The sequence below is a fragment of the Caballeronia sordidicola genome, assembly GCF_002220365.1.
Taxonomy (GTDB): Bacteria; Pseudomonadota; Gammaproteobacteria; order Burkholderiales; family Burkholderiaceae; genus Caballeronia; species Caballeronia sordidicola_C.
Genome location: NZ_MTHB01000111.1, coordinates 18,497 through 32,609, shown reverse-complemented (window position 1 = coordinate 32,609; position 14,113 = coordinate 18,497). Strand labels below are relative to the sequence as shown.

Sequence of the window (14,113 nt, the reverse complement as noted above, 5' to 3'; positions counted from 1 at the left end):
GAATGCGTTTTATGCATTCATCGATCTAACCGATCGGACGCCGCGTACCCATGGAAATCCGTCAACTGGAAGCGTTTGCCGCTGTCATGTCCGCCGGAAGCGTCACTGCCGCCGGGCGTTTGCTCGGGCGCTCGCAACCCGCGGTATCGCGCTCGATCCAGGAGTTGGAAGCCGAGATCGGCTATCCGCTGTTCCAGCGTTTCGGGCCACGTGTCGCGCCCACGCGAGAGGCATCCGAGCTTTACCAGGACGTCGAACGCTCGTTGGCAAGCCTGCGTCAGGTGAAATCGCGCGCCGAGCAGATCGCGCGCCAAGCGCCGCCTCCGCTCACCATTGCCGCCACATCGGCGCTTGCCGCCGGACTCGTGCCTCGCGCGCTCGCCTTGCTCAACGAGGACCATCCGCTCGAGTCCGTGCATCTGCGTAGCGCCGCCCCCGAACAAGTCGTCGATGCCGTGCTGAGCGGCATTGTCGACATGGGTGTTTCAAGTCTGCCACTCGAACATCGCGGCGTGCTCGTGCACTGGATTGGCGAGGCTGCGTGCGTTGCCGCCGTGCACGCCGACGATCCGCTCGCGCGAGCGCCGCGCATCGCATTGAGTGATTTTGCGAACCGTCGTCTCGTTACGATGCAGAACCCCTACCGCCTGCGGCCACGGCTCGATTCGGCATTCGCGCAAGCGGGCGTGCGCACGGCCGGCGTGATCGAAACCAACTCGTCGCTGAACGCGCTCGGCGCGGTGCGCGCGGGACTCGGGCTCGCCGTGCTCGAGCCGGTGACCGCACTGGGATTGCCCGTCGATGGCGTGGTGATCCGTCCGCTGGATATCCGCATCGCGTTCCTGTTCGGCGTCATCACACCCGAGTTTCGGCCGCCCAGTGCGGCGACTCTTGCCGCGGCGCAAGCGCTGGCGATTGCCGCCGCCGAGATCCTGCCCGGCTTCATCCTGCACGACGCAAGCCAGCACAGCGCGATTCTTCAAGCGCTCTACGGCGAGCCCGAGGACATCCCCAATCCGACCGAAGAGCCCGCCACGTGAGCCTCGACAAAAACGTATCATCAATACCCCCCACCGGCCTCGCGGCGCTTGACGCGCGCCTCGCCGAAGACTTGTCCCTGCTCGAATTACCCGCGCGCGAATGGGTGCCAGGCAAGACGCACAACGGCATCGAAGTCCTGGACGTGGCGGTGATCGGCGGTGGCATGGCGGGGCTGGCTGCGTCCGCCGCGCTCAAGCTGTTGGGCGTGCGAGCGCGCATCTTCGACCGCTCGCCGCAGGGACTGGAGGGCCCGTGGGCCACGACCGCCCGCATGGAAACGCTACGCTCACCAAAGCAATTAACAGGCCCTGCTTTAGGGTTGCCCGCGTTGACGTTTCGCGCGTGGTTCGAGGCTCAATTCGGCACGCTGGCATGGCAAGCACTCGACAAGATCGACCGGCTGCAGTGGATGCAATATCTGATCTGGTATCGCCGCGTGCTTGCGCTCGATGTCCGCAACGAACACACTATTGAAGCCGTGACGCCACGCGCTGATGGTCTGGTGGTATTGAGCGTACGAACGCAGGATCGTCGCTTCGAGGTCTATGCGCGGCGCGTCGTGCTCGCTACGGGACGCGACGGATTGGGCGGTCCTGCGTTACCGGGGTTTGTCGAAGGATTACCGCGTGATCGCTGGGCGCATTCATCGGATACCACCGATTACAAGACGCTGGCGGGTAAGCGCGTGGCCGTGGTCGGCGGCGGTTCGTCAGCCATGGACAGCGCCGCCACCGCGCTCGAAGCAGGCGCGGCCAGCGTCGACCTGCTGATCAGGCGTTCTGATCTCCCACGCGTGAACAAGGGCAAGGGGGCCGGCAATCCGGGACTGACCCATGGCCACCAAACGCTGCCCTATGAGTGGAAATGGAAGATCCGCCACTACATCAATACCGTGCAGGTCCCCCCTCCGCGTGGCAGTACGTTGCGGGTATCGCGTCATCCGAATGCGCGTTTCAATCTTGGATGCCCGGTGTTATCGGTTGAAAGCACAGAGAACGGCCTTTCGATCCACACACCCAAAGGCATTTTCGCGGCCGACTTCCTCGTAGTCTCCACCGGCTTCAAGGTCGACTGGTCTGCCCGCCCGGAATTCGCTGCGTTTGCGCCCTATATCCGCACATGGGCCGATCGCTACACGCCACCGCCCGGCGATGAAGACGCCGAGCTGTCCGAGTCGCCCGATGTCGGACCCGCATTTGAATTCATCGAGAAATCGCCCGGCGATTGCCCCGGCTTATCGCGCATCCACTGTTTCTGCTATCCCGCGTCGCTCTCGCAAGGCGCCGTCTCCGGAGACATTCCCGCGATCAGCACCGGCGCTAAACGGCTTGCCCAGGGCATATCAAGCTTGTTGTACAGCGAAGACGTGGAGCAGCATTACACGGCGCTGCAAGCGTATGCCGAACCGGAACTCTACGGTGATGAATGGCAACCGGCCGAAGCGCCGCCCCAATATGCGGAGGACCAGTGAGCGGCTGGCTTGTTCGCCGAATCGCGCAGGCGGCGTTCGTCGTGCTGCTAATGACGCTGATCGTGTTCATCGGTCTGCACGCGATCGGCAACCCAATCGATATCCTTATCGGACAGGACGTCGATCAGGTCGACCGGGCACGCATCATCGCTCAACTCGGCCTCGACCAGCCGCTCTGGAAACAGTATCTGGCTTTCCTCGCCGGCGCCATGCATGGCGACCTCGGCAACAGTTTCGTCTATAACGAACCTGCGATCCGCCTGATCCTGCAACGCCTTCCTGCGACCCTGGAACTCGCTGTTTCGGCGCTGCTGCTGGCGCTGGTGATTGGTATTCCGCTTGGGCTTTTCGCCGGGCTGCATCCACGCAATCCACTCTCGAAGATGCTGATGACGGGCAGTATTGTCGGCTTCTCCCTGCCGACGTTTTGGGTCGGCCTGATGCTCATCATGTTGTTCAGCGTGAAGCTCGGCTGGTTGCCGGCCAGCGGACGCGGCGCGACGGCAAGCCTGTTCGGTGTCCAGTGGTCATGGCTCACGCTCGATGGCTTGCGTCACCTGATCCTGCCCGCGGTGAACCTGTCGCTCTTCAAGGTGTCGCTGGTCTTGCGCCTGACGAGTGCCGGCGTGCGCGAAGTCATGCCGATGGAACACGTGCGTTTTGCACGCGCCAAGGGTTTGTCGCCCACGCGGGTGGTGCTCGTTCATATCCTTCGCAACACGTTGATTCCGCTTGTCACGGTGATCGGCCTGGAGTTCGGTTCGACCATCGCATTCGCGGTCGTCACCGAGACCGTGTTCTCGTGGCCGGGTGCGGGCAAACTGATACTCGACAGCATCAACGCGCTCGATCGACCCGTAATCTTGTCGTACCTGATCGTGGTCGTCTGCATGTTCGTCTCCCTGAACCTGTTCGTCGACATTCTCTACAAGTTCCTTGATCCGCGCGTGCGGCTGGAGGGCGCGCGATGAGCACGACTCCGCTGATTCCCGAAACGGGAAAGCCCGTGCGCGGCGCATTCAAACGCCGCCAGTCGCTTGGGCGTCAGCTCGTCGCTGACTTTGCCCGCTCGCCCGCGGCGATGGGTGCGTTGATCGTCGCGATACTGCTCGTGCTCGCGGCCATCTTCGCGCCGCTGATCACACCGCAAAATCCTTACGACCTGCTGCAACTCGATGTACTCGATGCCCGCCTCCCCCCCGGTTCGATGAACGGTGCCGGCACGCATGCGTACTGGCTGGGTACCGACGGCCAGGGCCGCGACCTGTATTCAGCGATGCTCTACGGCCTGCGCCTGAGCTTATCCGTGGGCCTCGGCTCGGCGGTCATCGCGGGCGTAGTGGGCACCGTCTTCGGCCTGATCGCGGCTTACGCCGGCGGCAAGGTCGACAGCCTCATCATGCGGCTCGTGGACTTGCTGCTCGCGTTCCCGTCCATCCTCGTCGCCATGATGCTGCTCGCGTTCCTGGGCAAGAGCGTGACCAACGTCGTGCTCACGCTGGTGCTGATCGAGTGGGCCTACTACGCCCGCACCGCGCGAGCGCAAGCACTGGTCGAAGCGCGGCGTGAATATGTAGAAGCCGCGCGCAGCCTCGCGATTCCGAACTGGCGCATCGTGCTCGTTCACATCCTGCCGAACTGCCTGCCGCCGCTGATCGTGGTCGGCACGCTGCAGGTCGCACGCGCGATCACGCTCGAAGCAACGCTGTCATTCCTGGGCCTCGGCGTGCCGATCACCGAGCCCTCGCTTGGGCTGCTGATCGCCAACGGTTACCAGACCATGCTCTCGGGTGAATACTGGACCAGCGTCTATCCGGGTCTTGCGCTGCTCGCCATGCTGGTATCGATCAATATGGTCGGCGACCGTCTGCGCGAATTGCTCAATCCGAGGTTCGTGAAATGAGCGCCTCTGCTCTCCATGATTTCCATACCGCGGACAACACGCTCGAAGTCCGCCATCTGCAAACGCGCTTTTTCACGCGCGAAGGCGAACTGCCCGCTGTCGAAGACGTCTCGCTCACGCTCGCGCGCGGTCGCGTGCTGGGTCTGGTCGGCGAATCGGGATCGGGGAAGTCGGTGACCGGCTTCTCGATCATGGGACTCATCGATGCCCCCGGCCGCGTGGTCGGCGGCGAGATCCTGTTCAAGGGCAAGAACCTTGTCGGCTTGCCCGAAGCGGAGATGCGGCGCCTGCGCGGCAGCCGTATCGCGATGGTGTTCCAGGACCCCATGTCCACCCTCAATCCGGTGCAGCGCGTGGACGCGCAGATGATCGAAGCCGTACGCGCGCATCGTGACGTGAGCCGAGGCGCCGCGCGCGAACAGGCGAGCGAAGCGCTGGCGGCCATGGGTATTGCCAGTCCCGATGAACGGCTGCGTGCGTATCCGCATCAGTTGTCGGGCGGCATGCGTCAGCGTGTGGCGATTGCAATTGCGATGCTGCACAAGCCGGACCTGATCATCGCCGATGAACCCACTACCGCGCTCGATGTCACCATCCAGGCGCAGATTCTGTCCGAAGTGCAAACGCTCGTGCGCACGCAAGGCACGTCGCTGATCTGGATCACGCACGACCTGTCGGTGGTGGCGGGTCTCGCCGATGACATCGCGGTGATGTATGCGGGCCGGATCGTTGAACAAGGCGCCGTGGATGCGGTGCTCGACCGTCCGCAGCATCCGTACACCGCGGGTCTGATCGACAGCTTGCCGAGTCTCAATACGCGCGGCAAAAGGCTCACGCAGATTGCCGGCATCACGCCGGACCTGCGCTCATTGCCGCCAGGCTGTGCGTTCGCCGCGCGCTGCACGCGAGCCACGTCGGTCTGCTCGACTGCGCCAGCGCTTGGACCTTCGCCGGCCGCGCAAGCCTCCGAGCATGGCACGCATCTCGTGCGCTGTTTTCATCCCGGCCGGCAAGCCAATGTACGCACGGAGACAACCGCGTGAGCGACACAAATACACATGCGCTCATTGAACTGCGCGGGGTCAGCCAGCGCTTCGGCGAACGCGACGAGAATGCCGCAACACGCTGGTTGCGCGAGCGCAACGTGCTTGCGGCGCAAGCGGTCACGCGAGCGGTCGAACATGTCGATCTCGCGATCACGCCGGGCGAAGTCGTCGGGCTGGTCGGCGAATCCGGCTGCGGGAAATCGACGCTCGGTCGCATTGTTTCGGGGCTCATCGCACCGACCGAAGGTGACGTGCTGGTCGATGGACAGGACCGCGCGGCCATGTCGCCGGCTGCGCTGCGCGCCGCGCGGCTGGCGATCCAGATGATCTTCCAGGACCCGTATTCGAGCCTGAATCCGCGACGGCGTATTCGCGATATCGTCGGGGAAGCGCCGCTTGTTCACGGCATGGTCGAACGCCCCGATCTGGACGACTACGTGGCAGCGCAATTAAAACGCGCAGGCCTTGACCCGTCGCTTGCCGACCGTTATCCGCATGAGTTCAGCGGTGGCCAGCGGCAGCGCATCGGGATTGCGAGAGCGCTCGCGGTCAATCCTTCCATGCTCGTCTGCGATGAAGCGGTCGCCGCCCTGGATGTATCAATACAAGCGCAGATCCTGAATCTCTTCATGGACCTGCGCGAACAACTCAATCTCACGTACCTGTTCATCAGCCACGACCTGGGCGTGGTCGAGCAATTGTCGGATCGCGTCGTGATCATGTATCTAGGACGGGTAGTGGAAAGCGCTCCCGTGGAGGAAATATTCCGGCATCCGAATCATCCTTATACGCAGACCTTGCTGGCCGAAATTCCCCGTATCGATGCGCGCAAGAAGCACTTCACCGCCATTCGCGGCGAGATGCCAAGTCCGCTTGCGCCGCCGACGGGTTGCCATTTTCATCCGCGCTGTCCGCACGCGATGCCGCGTTGCAAGACCGAAGTGCCGCGCCTGGCGCACATTGCCATCGAGCATGTCAGCGCGTGTCACCTGAACGACGCTCACTAAATTTCAATCCAGAACACACTCAATAAAAAGGAATTGCATCGTGAAACGCCTGGTCCTTTCCACGCTGACCGCCACGCTCGCCACTGCGGCGTTGTTCAGTTCGGCCGCGTCGGCGCAGACGCTGAACATCGCGTTCGCCGATCCGCTCTCGTCGCTCGATCCGCAACTGAACAACTACGCGGGCGACCGCTCCGTCGACCTGCACTTCTGGGATCTGCTGGTCGAGAATCATGACAACGTCCTCGCGCCCGGCCTGGCGACGAGCTGGAAGGCAACCGGCAACGACACATGGGAATTCAAACTGCGCCACGACGTCAAGTGGCAAGACGGCACACCGTTTACCGCGGACGACGTGATCTATTCGTATCAGCGCGCCCGCAACGTGCCGGGGACCATCGCCACCTTCGCGGGGTATCTGCGTACTATCGCGTCCGTCACTGCACCTGATCCGTACACGCTGACCATCAAGACCAGCTCGCCGACGCCGGACCTGCCGCTGAACCTGACCTCCGTTCATATTGTCAGCAAGCACGTGGGAGAGAAGGCGACGACGGAGGACTACAACTCCGGTCGCGCAATGGTAGGCTCGGGGCCATACAAGTTCGTTTCTTACACGCCAGGCGACCGCGTGGTGATGACGCGCAACGATGCGTACTGGGGCGCCAAGCCGATCTGGGACAAGGTGAACTATCGCTACGTGAGCAACGCGGCGGCACGCACGGCGGCGTTGTTGTCGGGCGACGTGGATATGATCGACAAGGTCTCCGTCTCCGACCTGCCGCGTCTCAAGCAGTCGCCGAAGGTATCGGTGTTCGCGTATCCGGGCCTGCGTGTGCTGATACTTCAGCCAAGTTTCCGTGAGGGTCCGAGCCCGTACATTACCGACAACGCGGGCAAGCCGTTGGCCAAGAACCCGCTGCTCGACGTGCGCGTGCGCCGCGCATTGTCGCTCGCGATCAATCGCCCCGCCATCACCGATCGCATCCTGCAAGGCGCGGCAACGGTCGCCAACCAGTGGATGCCGGCCAAGACCTTCGGTTACAACCCGGACGTAAAGGACATCCCTAACGACCCGGTCCAGGCAAAGAAGCTGCTGGCCGAAGCAGGCTTTCCAGACGGCTTCCAATTGACGCTCAGCGTGCCGAACGACCGTTATCCGCAAGCGCCCGAAACGGCGCAGGCCGTGGCGCAATTCTGGACGCGCATAGGCGTGAAGACGAAGGTCGAGGTGATGCCGTGGGCCAGTTACGCCAGCCGCGCGAACAAGAACGAGTTTGCGGTGAGCATGATCGCCTGGGGTAACGGCACAGGCGAAGCAAGCTATGCGCTCGTCAACATTCTTGGCACCGTCGATCCGAAGAAGGGTATTGGTGCGTCGAACTGGGGCCGTTATAGCAGCCCGGCGGTCGACCACGCGCTTGACGCCGCCACGGCCGAGTTCGATACCGCCAAACGTGAAGCCATCCTGCGGCAGTCGGTGAAAGTGGTGAGCGACGACGTGGGCATCATTCCGCTCTTTCACTACGAGAACGTCTGGGCCGCGAAGAAAGGCTTGAAAGTGACACCGGCGGTCAGCGACCGCACGACCGCGATGATGGTTACGCGCAGCGGCAATTGAGGCCAACATGATCGACATCACGGTTACACCGGGCGATGATCTGATCGACGTCGCGCGGCACATTGCAGTGACCGGTGCACGCGCGGGGGCAGTGTTGACCCTTCGCACGCAGACCGTGCGCGGCGAAGGCACGGTCTGGACCAGTCATGCGGTCTTCCGTGCCGATGACCACGGCGTCATCGACGTTGCACGGGATGCGCCGGTCGGAGGCGACTACAGCGGGGTATCGCCGATGGGACTCATCTGGTCACAGGTGCCCGTTGAAGCGGGCAATCGCGAGGTGTTTCCTGCGGATGTCTCTGACGCGCTGTCGACTTGCATTGAGGTGATCGATGAGCGCGGACAAGTACTGAGCGCCACGCTACTGATACAACGCCTGATGGCGCCCGGTGTGCAACGACGCGACATGCGCGTTGACGGCTGTGTCGGCACGTTGTTCTTGCCCGCGACACCCGGACCGCATCCGGTCGTGCTCGTGCTGAATGGATCGGGCGGCGGCATCAACGAACCGCGCGGCGCGCTTTACGCATCGCGCGGATACGCCGCCCTCGCGCTTGGTTACTTCAAGACGCCGGGGCTGTCCGACTACATCTCCCACACACCGCTCGAATACTTTCGCCGCGCGCTCGACTGGATCACGCGCGAGTTGCAACCGGTGTTTGGCTTTATTGCAGTGAGCGGGCAATCGCGCGGCGGTGAACTCGCGTTGCTGCTCGGCGCGACGTACCCGGATCGCATCAAGGCGGTGATTGGTTATGTGCCCGGCGCGGTCGTTCACAGCGCGCAGAACGCCGCCGATCCAGCAACAGGTCGCGAAGGTCCCACCTGGCTGCTAGACGGCAAGCCGCTGCCGCACCTGTGGGAAAACAACCGCACCGCGAGCTGGAAACCCTTCGACGATGGCCCGCCGCCGCATCGTCATGAACGCGCGATTCGAACCGCATTGCTCGATAAGGACGCGGTGGAACGAGCACGGATTCGCGTCGAAAATACAGATGGGCCTGTGCTGCTGCTCTCCGCTACCGACGATGGTTCATGGCCCTCCTCCGACTATTCACGCATGGTCGTGGAACGGCTTGAACGAGAAAAGCATGCGTATCCGGTGCGCCATCTCGACTTCGACAACGCAGGCCACGCGATTGTTTTTCCGTACGTGCCCACCACGCAACTCGTGTATGCGCATCCCGTTTCCGGACGCATCAGCACGGGCGGCGGCGAACCCGCAGCAAACGCACGCGCCGATGAATCATCGTGGCGCGAAGTGCTGGCTTTTCTCGACGCAGCCGTCCATTCCCGCGCATCGAAAAGCGCTAGCGACTCTTTCAGGCTGGAGTAACCATGACAGACACCTACGATCTCAGCACCGATATTGTCGACCGGATTGCGGGCCTCACGCCCGGTTCTCCGGCCTTCGCCACCCGGCATAAACGCGACAAGGTCGCCTTCGCCACACAGCGCAGCTACGAAGCGTTATTCGATCCGGCACTGCCGGATTTGTCGTTGACCGACCGTTTGCTTGTCGCGTTGTATGCCTGCACGTTGTCGAAAGCCCCTGCATTGGCGACTCATTATGCGCAGCGGCTTGCTTCGATCAATGCGGACCGTGCCGTGATCGACCAGATCGCACAAGGCTCGATCGATGCTCAGGAACCCCGTCTGCGCGCAATGCTAGCCTTCACGCGTATGCTGATCGAGGCCCCCATAGACGGCGATAGAACCGCGCTCGAACGGTTGCCCGCCGCTGGCATTCCGACGCCCGCCGTGGTCGCCCTCGCGCAGTTGATCGCCTTTCTTTCTTATCAGATTCGCCTGACGGCCGGTTTGCGCGCGCTGCAGGTCTTGAATGCAACGGAGGCCGCATGAGCCGGGTAATTGAAGCGCATGGCTTCACGAATCGCGTGCTGGGATGGGACGCATGGCTGGACGTGGTGGAACTCGCCGATGCCTCCCCCGAGCAGATAACCGTGCTCGAAGAGAGTCATCCGAAGGCGAAGGAATCCGACTATTACCTGTTCCTCGTGCATCAGCCGGAAATCCTGCGGCAGCGCTCGGCCGCCTTCAACGCGATCATGTATGCACCGGGCGGCTTGCCCCGTGCGGAGCGGGAACTGGCGTCGACAGTCGTCTCGCGGGTCAATGGCTGCGTGTATTGCGCGTCCGTGCATGCACAGCGTTTCGAGCAGCTGGCGAAACGCGACGACGTGATCGAGCAAGTTTTTAATGATCCGGCTACCGCTGGCACGTCGCCGCGCGAGAAGGCTATCGTGCTGGCGTCGATCGACCTGACGCTCACGCCGGGTCAGGTTGAACCGGCACAGTTGCGGGCGCTGCGCGATGTGGGATTGAGTGACGACGAGATCCTCGACCTGATTCACTCCATTGCCATCTTCGCGTGGGCCAACAGGCTGATGCTCAATCTCGGCGAACCGGTGGGATGAGCGGGCAGGCGTCGGCGAGGAACAATCGTCGTCCGGGCGCCGGCTCAGTCCGGCGCCCCTCTTGATTCTTTAGAACCCCCTGCGCATAACGGCACCGGGCATTTCTCCCTCGACTCCCGACTTCCCCTATAAACTCTGCACCAGGTCAGGTCTGCCGCGGCACGCGTATCCTGTGAGGCAGTCGCTGCTCCGCTCAAGCGCCGCCTGACTACGGCTTGATGTCATTCCTAAAAGTGTGAGGCTTTTCCCTCGGGGTCTCATGAAACAACATCGCCCGCATCACCCGCGTTTTCCGCACGACCACTCCCATGTGGCCTGGCGCGATCTTTCTCTGACGTCGGCACCCTTCGCCCTGTTTTTCATCGTCATGATCGGGCTGATCGTCTGGCTGGCAGATCCTGCTCCGCCCAGAACCATCACGATCAGCGCAGGTCCCGAGGACAGCGCGCTCCTGCATACCGCCGACGAGTACAAGAAAATCCTGGCGCGCAATGGCGTCACCCTCAAGGTGCTCGAATCCGATGGTTCGGTGCAGAACCTGCAAAGACTGATGGACCCCAAGAGCCATGTCGACCTTGCGCTGGTGCAAGGGGGCGTGTCCGATGCGGCGGCCAGAGCCTCCCTCATGTCGCTCGGGAGCGTCTTTTACGTCCCCATCGTGGTGTTTTATCGCGGCAAGGGGTTGACGCAATTGTCGGATCTGGAAGGCAAGAGGATCGCGATTGGGCGCGAGGGTAGCGGCACCCGCCGGCTGTCGCTCAGCCTGCTCGAGGCCAACGGCATAAGCCCGGGTGGCGACACTCAACTCGTTCCGATCGACGGCATGGACGCGGCGAAGCAGTTGGTGGCCGGCAACGTTGATGCTGCAATGCTCAATGGCGACTCGACCACGCGCGGGCTGATGGTCAGGCTGCTTGGCATACCGGGCACTTCCGTGATGGACTTCGCGGAAGCAAGCGCTTATACGCGGCTCTTCCCGTATCTGGAAGAAATCGACCTGCCGACAGGCGTGCTCGATCTCCGGCGAAAGATACCTCCGCAGACCTTGCATCTGATCGGCCCGACCGTCGAGATCCTCGCGCGGCAAAACTTGCACCCGGCCATATCGGATCTGCTCATCGAGGCTGCCCAGGAAGTCCACGGAATGCCGGGGCTGCTGCAAAATGCCGGGCAATTTCCCAATCCGATCGCCCGCGAATACCCGATCAGCGAAGAGGCCACACGCTATTACAAGTCGGGGAAAAGTTTCCTCTACCGCATCCTGCCCTTCTGGCTCGCCAGCATTGCAGACCGGATACTTGTACTGCTGCTGCCCGTCGCCGTCCTGCTGATCCCGGCGTTGCGGCTGATTCCCGCGTTGTATGCGTGGCGCGTGAGATCCCGGATCTATCGGTATTACGGCGCGCTCATCGCAATAGAACGCAGCGCGCTGACCAGCTCGACTGCGCAGGAGCGACAGGCGCTCGTAGCGGAGCTCGACCAGATCGAGGAGTCCCTCAATACCTTGCGCATGCCGCTTGCGCATGCCGATGCGTTTTATGTACTTCGTGAACACGTTGGGTTCGTGCGGACGCATTTGAGCGAAGCAGCGCGGTAGAAAGTGCATAGGCAGGGTTCCGGTTTCGTCTCTGCCGGGGATGGTTGGCGGTTCAGTCGAAGAACTGTCGGAGAACCGTCGGAGAACGAAAGGCCCACCCTCGCCGCGCCCTAATACACAATTTCGGATTTAGAAATAGCGAATCGATATTGGCGCGAGTGACCCACGCCTGCCAATAATCCGATCGTGGAATTCCGTGCACGGCGGCGCACGCAGCGAATCGGAACCGTTGTCGCTGCGCCGCAATCCGGCGATCCTCCACGGACCACGCAAACACCTTCAGTCAGTACGCCGGTAGCCGTAGCGATGCCGTCCGGGCTCGCACGCACCGGCGTTATAACAATTTCGGGGCGACGATGAGCGATACATCCACCACCAATCCATCTTACGAAGCCGAACGCCAGCCCGAACGGTCCAGCAGCGGCCCCTTCAAAACCGAAGACTGGTGGGCCGTCTGGATCGGCTTGGCCATCATCGTGATCGCGTACCTGCTGTTTGCGTCGGGCACGAGCATCAAGTGGCTGGCAGTCGCACCCGCGAAATGGTCGAGCGGTGCTCAGGCAGCAACTGACCTGGGACATCACCTCCCGAACTACATCGCACTCTTTATCGTCTTCGCCATTCTGTTCGGCATCGCGGTCGCGGCGCTCGGGCAACGGGTCGCGCAGTTCGTGCCGGGCTTTCTTGTCGTGTTCGTGGTTTCAACGCTGATCTTCATCGCCGGGGCCTGGACCAGTTCGTCGACTTACAACCTCGAACCGCCGCTGATCGCGCTCGCGCTCGGCCTGATTGTCTCGAACCTGACGCGGCTTCCGGCATGGCTCGTACCTGCTTTGCGCGTCGAGTTCTATATCAAGGTCGGTATCGTGCTGCTCGGCGCTACGCTACCCTTCACGCTGCTCGTGTGGGCCGGTCCCGTCGCAGTTGGCCAGGCGACCGTTGTTTCGCTCGTCACCTTCTTCGTCATCTTCCTGGTCGGCCGTGCGCTCGGACTGGATAAGCGTTTTGCGGCCGTGCTCGGTGTCGGCGGCGCGGTGTGCGGCGTATCGGCAGCCATCGCCATTGCGGGAGCAGTGCGAGCGAAGCGCGAACAGGCATCGGTAGCCATTACGCTCGTGGTCGTCTGGGCAATCGTGATGGTATTCGCGCTGCCGTTCGTGTCGCGTGCGCTCGGCTTGCCGACCGGCGTGGCCGGTGCGTGGATCGGGACATCGGAATTCGCGGATGCCGCCGGCATTGCCGCCGCGCAGGCGTACGGCGATCTGGCGAAGCATGCCGGCAGCGCGATTGCCGGCGCCCCGGAAGCGTCGCTGCAAGCCTTCACGCTGATGAAGGTGGTCGGGCGCGACATCTGGATCGGCATCTGGGCATTCGTGCTCGCGATTGTCGCTACCACTCGCTGGGATCGCGACGAACCCGGCGCCGTGAAAACGCAGACGACGGCGCGCGAAATCTGGACGCGCTTTCCGAAGTTCGTGATCGGCTTCCTGATCGCTTCGGCACTCGTTACGTGGATCGGCAGCCATTACACGCTGACTGAATACCGGAGCGTCGTGACGCCCGCCTTCGTCGCGCCGATCACCGCACTGCGCACCTGGGCCTTTACCTTCTGTTTCCTGAGCATCGGCTTGACCACGCGACTCGGCAGCTTGTCCGCGACGGGTGCAAAGCCTTTCATCGCGTTCACGGCGGGCGTCGCCGTTAATGTGGTGATCGGCTATCTGCTGTCAGTGCATGTATTCGGGGCGTATTGGGCCTCGCTCGGACAATGAAGATGAACCGTGCCGCCAAGCTTGATGACGCTGGTGCTTCCCGCACCTTCTGCGCTGCTTGCCGGCATTGCGAACACGACCGTCATGTACTCGAAGCGACGATTCCCGGGCTGACTTCCTTCAGTTCGGGATTCGGAGCGAGTGTGGGAGAGACGCGGCTTTGCCGACGCCACGATCAGTTGATATCGCCGGGGGATTCGTGTGGCGAATTCGAAGCCGA

At 62.5% G+C, this 14,113-nt stretch carries 10 protein-coding genes and 1 pseudogene; all 11 read left to right on the top strand.

Annotated elements, in window-relative coordinates; translation table 11 throughout:
• Nucleotides 1–50 precede the first annotated feature (50 nt).
• The 11 genes and pseudogenes from BSU04_RS18695 to BSU04_RS18645 all read left to right on the top strand — a co-directional run bounded on the left by BSU04_RS18695 (nucleotide 51) and on the right by BSU04_RS18645 (nucleotide 13,893).
• The gene (locus tag BSU04_RS18695) at nucleotides 51–1,040 is read left to right on the top strand and encodes a LysR family transcriptional regulator (protein ID WP_089162026.1); all 990 of its coding nucleotides are present in this window, start codon (nucleotides 51–53) and stop codon (nucleotides 1,038–1,040) included.
• Nucleotides 1,037–2,512, top strand: a complete 1,476-nt coding sequence (locus tag BSU04_RS18690) for a flavin-containing monooxygenase (protein WP_089162025.1) — start codon at nucleotides 1,037–1,039, stop codon at nucleotides 2,510–2,512. Before BSU04_RS18695 ends, BSU04_RS18690 begins: the two co-directional genes overlap by 4 nt.
• Nucleotides 2,509–3,483, top strand: coding sequence for an ABC transporter permease (locus BSU04_RS18685; RefSeq protein WP_089162024.1), 975 nt, complete (start codon nucleotides 2,509–2,511; stop codon nucleotides 3,481–3,483). The genes BSU04_RS18690 and BSU04_RS18685 overlap by 4 nt, the downstream gene beginning before the upstream one ends.
• A complete protein-coding gene (locus BSU04_RS18680; protein WP_089162023.1) occupies nucleotides 3,480–4,415 on the top strand; it encodes an ABC transporter permease in 936 nt (311 codons plus the stop codon). The genes BSU04_RS18685 and BSU04_RS18680 overlap by 4 nt, the downstream gene beginning before the upstream one ends.
• Nucleotides 4,412–5,458 carry an ABC transporter ATP-binding protein gene (locus tag BSU04_RS18675; protein ID WP_089162022.1) on the top strand — a complete coding sequence of 349 codons (1,047 nt, stop codon included), beginning with the start codon at nucleotides 4,412–4,414 and terminating at the stop codon, nucleotides 5,456–5,458. The genes BSU04_RS18680 and BSU04_RS18675 overlap by 4 nt, the downstream gene beginning before the upstream one ends.
• Complete coding sequence (locus tag BSU04_RS18670; protein WP_089162021.1) at nucleotides 5,455–6,468, top strand: ABC transporter ATP-binding protein; 1,014 nt, start codon at nucleotides 5,455–5,457, stop codon at nucleotides 6,466–6,468. The genes BSU04_RS18675 and BSU04_RS18670 overlap by 4 nt, the downstream gene beginning before the upstream one ends.
• 40 nt (nucleotides 6,469–6,508) lie before the next feature.
• The gene (locus BSU04_RS18665; protein WP_089162020.1) at nucleotides 6,509–8,086 is read left to right on the top strand and encodes an ABC transporter substrate-binding protein; all 1,578 of its coding nucleotides are present in this window, start codon (nucleotides 6,509–6,511) and stop codon (nucleotides 8,084–8,086) included.
• Nucleotides 8,087–8,093: 7 nt separating this feature from the next.
• Nucleotides 8,094–9,949, top strand: a pseudogene (locus BSU04_RS18660) (acyl-CoA thioester hydrolase/BAAT C-terminal domain-containing protein).
• Nucleotides 9,946–10,524, top strand: a complete 579-nt coding sequence (locus BSU04_RS18655; RefSeq protein ID WP_089162019.1) for a peroxidase-related enzyme — start codon at nucleotides 9,946–9,948, stop codon at nucleotides 10,522–10,524. The pseudogene BSU04_RS18660 and the gene BSU04_RS18655 overlap by 4 nt, the downstream one beginning before the upstream one ends.
• Before the next feature lie 259 nt (nucleotides 10,525–10,783).
• Nucleotides 10,784–12,121 (top strand): TAXI family TRAP transporter solute-binding subunit, encoded by a 1,338-nt coding sequence (locus BSU04_RS18650; RefSeq protein WP_089162018.1) that lies wholly within the window; start codon nucleotides 10,784–10,786, stop codon nucleotides 12,119–12,121.
• A gap of 356 nt (nucleotides 12,122–12,477) precedes the next feature.
• On the top strand, nucleotides 12,478–13,893 hold the full coding sequence (locus tag BSU04_RS18645; RefSeq protein WP_089162017.1) for a YeiH family protein: 1,416 nt from the start codon (nucleotides 12,478–12,480) through the stop codon (nucleotides 13,891–13,893).
• Nucleotides 13,894–14,113: the final 220 nt, after the last annotated feature.

Coding starts and splice junctions, on each gene's coding strand:
- BSU04_RS18655 (WP_089162019.1), top strand. CDS start 9,946: ATGAGCCGGGTAATTGAAGCGCATGGCTTCACGAATCGCGTGCTGGGA.
- BSU04_RS18695 (WP_089162026.1), top strand. CDS start 51: ATGGAAATCCGTCAACTGGAAGCGTTTGCCGCTGTCATGTCCGCCGGA.
- BSU04_RS18675 (WP_089162022.1), top strand. CDS start 4,412: ATGAGCGCCTCTGCTCTCCATGATTTCCATACCGCGGACAACACGCTC.
- BSU04_RS18650 (WP_089162018.1), top strand. CDS start 10,784: ATGAAACAACATCGCCCGCATCACCCGCGTTTTCCGCACGACCACTCC.
- BSU04_RS18680 (WP_089162023.1), top strand. CDS start 3,480: ATGAGCACGACTCCGCTGATTCCCGAAACGGGAAAGCCCGTGCGCGGC.
- BSU04_RS18645 (WP_089162017.1), top strand. CDS start 12,478: ATGAGCGATACATCCACCACCAATCCATCTTACGAAGCCGAACGCCAG.